This window comes from Vibrio sp. Evd11, from assembly GCF_900382755.1.
Classification (GTDB): Bacteria; Pseudomonadota; Gammaproteobacteria; order Enterobacterales; family Vibrionaceae; genus Vibrio; species Vibrio lentus.
The window spans coordinates 160993-169502 of the sequence record NZ_OSDX01000003.1; the positions used below are offsets into that span (position 1 = coordinate 160993).

Below are 8510 nucleotides of genomic sequence, written 5' to 3' on the forward strand. Positions count from 1 at the left end.
TTGAAGTAGCCCACCCATAATAAAAGGCAATATTGTGAATTTTATTACGGAAAACAAAATCCCTGTTGGTCAATGGATGGAAGCGGGTGTTGATTGGCTAACAATCAATGCAGCAGGATTCTTTGACGCTATTTCGATTTTTCTAGAAACCGTCATTATGTTTTTAGTCGATGTATTTAAGTGGATGCCACCGGCTTTACCAATCGTGATGACCGCAGCGATTGCATGGTATTTACACCGTAAACCCTCGCTTGTGATTTTCGTGGTTGCAGCTTTGCTGACTATTTTAAACCTTGGCTACTGGCAAGAAATGCTGGAAACCTTTGTCCTCGTGTTTGCAGCGACAACGATTTCCGTATTAATTGGCGTTCCAGTTGGCATTATGGCCGCGCATCGCCCTTGGTTATATACGATGCTTAGACCCATCCTTGATTTAATGCAGACGGTTCCAACGTTTGTGTATCTGATTCCGACTTTGGTTTTATTCGGCTTGGGCATCGTTCCTGGCTTAATCTCGACCATCATCTTCGCCATTGCCGCGCCAATTCGTTTGACCTACTTAGGCGTCACCAAAGTGCCTGAAGAGTTGATTGAAGCGGGTAAAGCGTTTGGTGCAAGCCGTATGAAATTGCTGATGAAGGTCGAATTACCGGCTGCTTTACCAAGCATTATGGCGGGTGTAACTCAATGTATTATGTTGTCGCTTTCGATGGTGGTTATCGCTGCTCTTGTCGGAGCTGACGGGCTTGGTAAACCTGTTGTTCGCGCATTGAACACAGTGAACATCTCACAAGGTTTTGAAGCCGGGCTGGCGATTGTATTAGTCGCTATCATTCTTGATCGCTTGTGCAAAACACCAAACCAGAAGGAAGCTTAATCATGTCTATCTCTCAGGAACAAAAGACAATGGACGCGATTACCATTAAAAACCTCGATGTTGTATTTGGTGACAAGCCGAAGCAAGCGCTTGAGCTGCTCGACCAAGGTAAAACTCGCCAAGAGATCATTGATGAGACTGGCCAAGTCGTTGGCGTAGACAATGTGTCGCTGACCGTTGAAGAAGGCGAGATTTGTGTGCTGATGGGCTTATCGGGTTCAGGTAAATCTTCTTTGCTTCGCGCAGTTAACGGCTTGAATGAGATCAGCCGTGGCTCATTGGCGATCAAAGATGGAGACAAGCTGGTTGATTTAGGTGAACAGTGCGACGAAGCGACTCTGCGTCATCTTCGTACTCACCGCGTTTCTATGGTGTTCCAAAAGTTTGCCCTAATGCCTTGGTTAAACGTGTTGGATAACGTGGCGTTTGGCCTAGAAATGCAAGGTGTCGCAAAAGGTGTTCGTCGTGCTAAAGCGCGTGAACAGCTTGAAATGGTGGGTTTGGCAGAGTGGGAAACCAAATTCCCTCATGAGCTTTCTGGTGGTATGCAGCAGCGTGTTGGCTTGGCGCGTGCGTTTGCAATGGACACCGACATCCTATTAATGGATGAACCGTTCTCGGCGCTTGATCCACTGATTCGAGCTCAACTGCAAGATGAACTGATCATGCTGCAAAACAAACTCAACAAAACGATTCTGTTCGTGAGCCATGATTTGGATGAAGCACTGAAGATTGGTAATAACATTGCGATCATGGAATCAGGTAAATTGATTCAACACGGTAAGCCTGAAGAGATCGTACTCACGCCGAAAACGGAATACGTGAAAGACTTTGTCGCACACACTAACCCGTTGAACGTACTTAAAGGTCGTTCGTTGATGCAGCCTCTGGATTCTTTGAAACAAGAAGATGAAAGCTGGAAGATCTGTGATGCCAAAGACTTATGGATTGAGCAGAGCGAAGGTACGTTATCTGTAAAAGGTGAATCGACGTTGGCGCTTGTTGAGTGGAATGAATCTGACGATTTGACGGCAATCAGCGCGTCGAGTGTTGTAGTGGCAAGCCCAGAGATCGGCATGCGCGATGCGATTAAACTGAAACAGCTAAGTAATCACCCGATTTTGCTGGTGGAAGACAATAAACTGGTCGGTATTTTGGATAACAGTGAATTTTATAATGCGCTTACTGGTAACTTTCAGATGAATACCGCTGCGTAAAATTTCGTTTTTCAGCTTAGCTATTGAGGCTGGTTTTTCATTGGGTGGAGAGGGTTAAGTCTCTCTACCTCTATGATTATTAAAATATATTATTCTTTGAGTTTGTGTTCTCTAACTCATTATTTTTGTCTTCATTGAAGCTTTGATTCCCCCTTCATTAAGCAAAAGTGCCGTACCACGCAAGTTTAGTGGTATAGAAAAGATTGAGAATAGTATTAACATCAGTACAATGCGGAAAAATCAATAAAGTAAATTATCAATTTACAGTGTAATTCAAGCGATCCTAAGCTGTTCAGTTTGGAAATCTCATCGCCACGGCACTGTAAAGTCACTCACAGTATATTAGTACAAAGGTCTGCATCTTGGATAAACATGACGAAATCTTGGTCGCTATTCGCCAAATTATTCGTGCTATCGATTTACACTCGAAAAAGCTGAGTAAAGAGTATGGTTTGACGGGCCCTCAATTGATTTTAATGCGCGCAATCCAAGAGATGGGTAATGTGACGATCAAAGAATTGTCTAATCAAACTAATGTGAGTCAAGCGACGACAACGACGATCATCGATCGCTTGGAATTGAACGGCTACGTACAACGTGTTCGCAGCTCGTCAGATCGCCGCAAAGTACACGCAAATCTGACTGAAAAAGGTCAAGAGCTACTTAACAATGCGCCACCACCGCTACAAGATAACTTCGTTAAAAAATTCCAAAATTTAGAAGCATGGGAGCAAAGCCTACTGCTTTCTTCGATGCAACGTGTGTCTGCAATGATGAACGCCGAAGACATCGACGCTGCCCCAGTTCTACAGCTTGAAGGCATTGCTAACGTTGCTAAGAGCTAATTAGCTAGCTGAGTTAATTGTTTTAAAAACAACATCTTAAAATAATATTTAATGGTCGCTTTGAGCGGCCGTTTTTGATCTTATAGCCTCTATCCCTTTGACAATTTCAGTCCAAACTGTCTTCCAATTATCCCTTTCGATTTTAAATTCTCAAGCTTTCTGATTTTTAATTTGTTTAACGTTTATTCACTTGTTTCACAAAAGCATTGACGATTCTCTGACAAAATAACACTAGACCGACCGGTTTGTTGTGTATTATTGTGTGCCTCTCCTAACCATGAGGTGATGTATGAAACATGAATTGACGGCGACACAAATGAAAGCGACGTTGAAGAGTATGCAGGAAGCTTTTGCAGATGATCCGATGTCCACTGTGCCGGTGAGAATAGAACAGTTGCTAGCGCTGAAATCTGCTCTTATCGACTACACAGACCGCTTGTGTTCGGCAGTGAGTGAGGACTATGGTCACCGCAGCCGACAAGATACTTTGATGGCTGACATACTTCCTTGTTTAGGAAATATCGATCACACCATCGAGTGTTTGCCGCATTGGTCGACATCTTCAATTCGCCACTCCGGTCCTTTGCTTTCAACTTCTCGCGTTGAAGTGGTTTATCAGCCTAAAGGCGTAGTGGGGATCATTGCCCCGTGGAATTTCCCTATCATGTTATCTGTAGGCCCACTCATTTCAGCCTTGGCAGCGGGCAATCCTGCCATGATCAAGATGAGTGAATTTACGCCTGCAACCAATCACGTTTTAAGACAGCTATTGGATGAAGTCTTCAATGCCAACGAGGTATGTCTTGTTGAGGGCGAGGTCGAAATAGCCGCGGCGTTTTCTGCATTGCCGTTTGATCATCTTCTGTTTACGGGGTCAACCCAAATGGGTCGTCAAGTGATGAAGTCAACGGCTGACACGCTAACCCCCGTGACTCTTGAGCTTGGTGGCAAGTCTCCAGTTATCGTGGCAGAAGACATGCCGATTGATATTGCTGTCGAGCGAATCATTTACGGCAAGAGCCTCAATAACGGCCAAGTGTGTGTCGCGCCTGACTACGTATTGTTGCCCGAAGAAAAACTCGAAGTATTTATTGAGGAATATAAAAAACAATACCAACTGCTGTTTGACGAAGGGGTCTATTCCGAGAATTTGACGTCTTTAATTAACCCTCGCCAATGCGACCGCATAGTGGGTTTGTTGAGTGAAGAACAACAAGCGGGGACTCGAACCGTGGCCTGCCATGACGACGCGATGGACTTAGATTGCCAACGACTGGTGACGCATCTGATTGTAGAACCAAACCTGTCATCCAAGGTGATGAATGAAGAGATTTTCGGCCCACTATTACCGTTGATTACGTATCGTAATATCGAAGAGGCGTTCCAAGTCATCAATAGCAAACCAAGGCCTTTAGCGCTGTATCTGATGAGCTTTGATTTGAGTTTACAGGCTCAGGTTAAGCACCAAGTACATTCCGGTGGAATGTGTATCAATGACTGTGTCTTCCATTTAGCGGTTGATGATGCGCCGTTTGGTGGCATTGGTGAATCAGGGCAGGGCAATTATCACGGTAAAGAAGGTTTTCTCACTTTCTCCCATGCCAAAACAGTCTTGGAAACGGGCTTAGATCATCGAGTTAAGCATCTGTTTTCAAAAGAAGACAACGAATTAAAAACAGCAGTGATGAGCATGCTTGGTAAGTAAATCATTTCTGTCATTACGCTATTCATTATTAAGAAGTTATTTTTAGAGGTTATTTTATGTTGGAACGCTTTTTTGAACGAACCATGAAATCGTATTTGATGGTTACTGGATTCTTAACCGCCACTGCTTTTTCTACCTTCTTGGCACCGGATTGGAGTATGCAGACACTGTTTTCTTACAACGATACGATGATGGAAAATAAAGAGTATCTGTTGGGGACTTATCAGCACTGGGGTGTGATGGTTGGCTGTATTGGTGTGTTGCTGATGTTCTCGGCCAAGTACAAATCGCTGCGTACTTCGACCATGATTTACAGCGCATTTGAGAAGTCGATGTTTGTTGGCATCTTCTTATACAACGTCTGTATCAATGACTATGAATGGTTTTATGGTTGGAGTGGCGTGTTTGCGCTCGATGGATTTGTGACCGTCTACTCTTTGGTTTATCTCTACTACTATCTCAACCGAGACAAAACAAAGGTACCCGCTCACTTGCGTTAACCTCTGTCGTTCAGCACGTTGATTCTAATATTTCTAAGCCCGTATTTGCGGGCCTTTTTTCGTTTCCGACAAATGATCCTCAACGATCTTAATTGACATATCTTTGACATTAACACTTTAGATCGACCGGTTTGTATTGGTTGTTGTTTAGTCATCAAACATAAACGAGGTAAACACCATGACTACCAATAACTTTAACTTTCAACTGAAAACCATTGTTCATGCTCAAGAGAACGGCATCGAAAATATCCCTTCTCTGTTTGCTCGCTTAGGCGCGAAAAGAGTCGTGCTTTTTTCTGACAAAGGCTTGGAGTCTTTGGGCTTTGTTGAACAATTCTCAGCGTTGTTTGTAAACCAAAAGGTGACCCAACAAACGACTCAGCTGGTTGGTGTGTACACCGATATTGCGCCAGACGCGACTTGCGACAACATCAACGCTGCGATTGAGTTTGCTAATAGCTTAAATGCTGACGCTATTTTGTCTGTCGGTGGCGGTAGTGTGATTGATGCTTCTAAGGGCGTGAAATACGCACTTCATAAGCAGATTGATGATATCCGTACCGTGATTGCTGGCGGTGGCTTTATGGAAGTGTGGCCAAACAACGAAGACATTCGAGTGCCTCATATTGCCGTACCAACAACGGCTGGCACAGGCGCAGAAGCTTCTCCTATTGCTGTTTTTTACAACGAACATGAAAACATCAAGGCAAGCCTAGTCGCATCGGGATTGGAAGCTGATATCGCGATTCTTGATCCAACGGTCACCACTAAGCTGCCTGCCCACCTTACTCGTTCTACCGCGATTGATGCACTAACACACGCTGTTGAAGCGATTGTCTCGCCAATGAGTAATGCATTCACCGACGCTTACGGCATTCAGGCTGCAAAACTGATTGTTGAAAACTTACCTTTGGCACTTAAAGAGCCAGAAAACCTAACAGCACGTGGCAACCTTCTTCAAGCAAGTACCATGGCGATCTCTGCTTTCTATTCGTCTTTGGGCGGCATTCCGATTCATAACTGTGCTCACGCTTTTGGTGCGATTAGCCACATTCCACATGGCGATGCCAACACGGTACTGATGCCGGTTGTGATTGAAGCCCTGCCGGAATTCTACATGCCAAACGCAATTAAATTGGCTCAAGCCTTCTCGCTTGATAGCACTGGAACGGACGAGATGACTTACCAACGAGTTTTGGATTTCTTACACAATTTCCAAACCCAAGTTAGTGCGATGAAGCGTTTCAGTAGCTGGGAATTTGATGACCAAGAGAAGCGCAACATTGCTCAAGCGATTGAGAAAGACATCTGCTTCCAGTTCTATCCAATCTCAAAACAAACGATTGAACAGATTATAGAAAAAGCGATTTAGTCGTCTCATTAAGCATTCAAAAACGCACTGTAAATCGAGGACAAATTATGAAGATTGAAAACGTATTGCTATCGAGCTTGTGCATCATCGCGCCATTCCTACTTTTCGCTTAATTCACTCGACAGGGACGTTGTGACCTTTATTCCCGAGGAGGAAATAAATGTTCAATAAACGTTTAACTACCGTGATTCTGACTGGTGCTTTGGCTGTTCTGCTTTTTGCTAAGGCAAGTGTGGGAAGCGAAAGCTCCACGGCTTTATCTGAACAGCATCAAGATGCTGTTCAGCTGTTGGATGAAGCCTATGAAGGACAGTCTGAAGCGCAACTTGCTCTCGCTTATCGGTATTTGAGCGGTGATGGTGTTGAGCAGAATGACGAGAAAGCGGCGAAATGGTTTGAAACCGCAGCCAGTGCCGGTAGCCCTGAAGCTCAAACACAGCTTGGCCTAATGTACTTCTCTGGAAGTGGCGTTCAGGTTAGCCAAGCGGACGCTGTCACCTGGATCGGTCTGGCAGCAGCTCAAGATTATGACCCTGCGCTCGACTTATTACATTGGATGTCCCAAGCCGCGCACTAATTCAGATTCTAACTCAGGTTAATCACAGAAAGGTTAGTCACAGAAAAAATTATTCACAGCTATTGGAGACATCTTATGCAGACATTCAAGAAATCCCTACTATGCACAGCGATGGCCGCCGCAAGTAGCACCGCCTTCGCCGCCGAATCAGACAAGCCGAACATCGTTGTTATTGTCGGTGATGATGTTGGCTTTGCTGATACCCAGCCTTATGGCTCAGAAGCCGAAACCCCCAACTTGATGGCGTTGGCTGAAGAGGGGGTTAAATTCACTAACTTCCATGCCTCACCAACCTCATCAGTGACTCGCTCAATGATGTTAACTGGAGCGAACAGCCACGAAGTCGGGCTAGGCACCTTTGATTATGCAGTCTATCCGGGCGCGATTGGCAAACCGGGCTATGAAGGCTACCTGACCAAGAAGGGCGTAACAGTGGCTACGCTGCTCAAAGAAAATGGCTACAACACGTATTTATCGGGTAAGTGGCATTTAGGTCATGATGATGGGTTCCTGCCTGATGACCGAGGTTTTTCGGAAAGTTACGGCATTTTAGCGGGTGGTTCGAATCACTTTAACCGCGACATGATGTTCCCTGCCAAAAACGCGGCTACCGCTGAAGCGCTTCAAAAAGGCGACATTCCCGGCGTTGAAGTTGAGCCTACCTACAGAAACGGTGAAGTCGTTGAGGATAAATACAAAGGCGAGTACTCCGACCAAGTCTATACCAACGAACTCATCAAGATGATCGATGGTAAGAAAGACGACGGTAAGCCTTTCTTCGCTTATCTTCCTTTCACTGCGATACACCTTCCGCTGCAAGCACCAGAATCAGCGTATCAAGATAAAGTTGATTACTACGTCGAGCATGGTTGGGATTCGATTCGTGAAGACCGCTTTGAACGCATGAAGGAGATGGGCGTCATTCCTAAAGATGCCGATATCTCAAGTCGTAATGCATTAAGTCGCCCTTGGGACTCTTTGTCTCAGAAAGAACAAGAGTGGTATGGCAAGAAGATGGCGGTGGCGATGGGTATGATGGAGATGCAAGACCAACAAGTCGGTCAGGTTGTCGATTACCTAAAAGACATTGGCGAATACGACAATACCTACATTATGTATCTGGCAGACAACGGCCCTGAAGCCGCGGACATTACCGGTGAAAACATCAGTGATTTGATCCGAACGTGGACGGCGCATCACTTTGACAACTCGACGGAAAACCTAGGGAAAGCCAACTCTAGCGTTTCATTAGGTCCTGAATGGGCAAGCGCTTCAACCGGTGGTCTGTCTTGGTATAAAGCGTACACGGCAGAAGGCGGTATTCGAGTGCCCTTCATTGTTAAGCCTGCGAAAGCGCTCTTATACCAATTCAAGTAAAAATATGATCTAATTGAGACCATCGAACTCTTGCAGAAAA

7 protein-coding genes and 1 pseudogene are annotated in these 8510 nt (G+C 45.0%); all 8 read left to right on the forward strand.

All coding sequences use genetic code 11. The features are described 5' to 3' along the window. The first annotated feature begins 34 nt into the window (after nucleotides 1–34). Nucleotides 35–877, forward strand: coding sequence for a choline ABC transporter permease subunit (choW, locus tag ED652_RS02240; RefSeq protein WP_122053358.1), 843 nt, complete (start codon nucleotides 35–37; stop codon nucleotides 875–877). A 2-nt stretch (nucleotides 878–879) separates the two neighbouring features. Next, nucleotides 880–2094 (forward strand): choline ABC transporter ATP-binding protein, encoded by a 1215-nt coding sequence (gene choV, locus ED652_RS02245; RefSeq protein ID WP_122053359.1) that lies wholly within the window; start codon nucleotides 880–882, stop codon nucleotides 2092–2094. 362 nt (nucleotides 2095–2456) lie between these two features. After that, nucleotides 2457–2939, forward strand: a complete 483-nt coding sequence (locus tag ED652_RS02250; RefSeq protein ID WP_102458739.1) for a MarR family winged helix-turn-helix transcriptional regulator — start codon at nucleotides 2457–2459, stop codon at nucleotides 2937–2939. 289 nt (nucleotides 2940–3228) lie between these two features. Next, complete coding sequence (locus ED652_RS02255) at nucleotides 3229–4644, forward strand: coniferyl aldehyde dehydrogenase (protein ID WP_122053360.1); 1416 nt, start codon at nucleotides 3229–3231, stop codon at nucleotides 4642–4644. A 56-nt stretch (nucleotides 4645–4700) separates the two neighbouring features. Continuing rightward, nucleotides 4701–5144 (forward strand): hypothetical protein, encoded by a 444-nt coding sequence (locus ED652_RS02260; protein ID WP_065105891.1) that lies wholly within the window; start codon nucleotides 4701–4703, stop codon nucleotides 5142–5144. Nucleotides 5145–5322: 178 nt separating this feature from the next. Beyond that, complete coding sequence (locus tag ED652_RS02265) at nucleotides 5323–6516, forward strand: iron-containing alcohol dehydrogenase (RefSeq protein WP_122053361.1); 1194 nt, start codon at nucleotides 5323–5325, stop codon at nucleotides 6514–6516. Nucleotides 6517–6676: 160 nt separating this feature from the next. Further along, nucleotides 6677–7093: a tetratricopeptide repeat protein gene (locus ED652_RS02270; protein WP_122053362.1), complete on the forward strand. Its 417-nt coding sequence runs from the start codon at nucleotides 6677–6679 to the stop codon at nucleotides 7091–7093. A 75-nt stretch (nucleotides 7094–7168) separates the two neighbouring features. Next, a pseudogene (locus tag ED652_RS02275) lies at nucleotides 7169–8455 on the forward strand (sulfatase-like hydrolase/transferase); the annotation flags it as partial. Between the last annotated feature and the right edge of the window lie 55 nt (nucleotides 8456–8510).

Excerpts from the sequence above, each read along its gene's own strand:
- choV (WP_122053359.1), top strand. The coding sequence starts at position 880 with ATGTCTATCTCTCAGGAACAAAAGACAATGGACGCGATTACCATTAAA.
- ED652_RS02255 (WP_122053360.1), top strand. The coding sequence starts at position 3,229 with ATGAAACATGAATTGACGGCGACACAAATGAAAGCGACGTTGAAGAGT.
- ED652_RS02260 (WP_065105891.1), top strand. The coding sequence starts at position 4,701 with ATGTTGGAACGCTTTTTTGAACGAACCATGAAATCGTATTTGATGGTT.
- ED652_RS02265 (WP_122053361.1), top strand. The coding sequence starts at position 5,323 with ATGACTACCAATAACTTTAACTTTCAACTGAAAACCATTGTTCATGCT.
- ED652_RS02270 (WP_122053362.1), top strand. The coding sequence starts at position 6,677 with ATGTTCAATAAACGTTTAACTACCGTGATTCTGACTGGTGCTTTGGCT.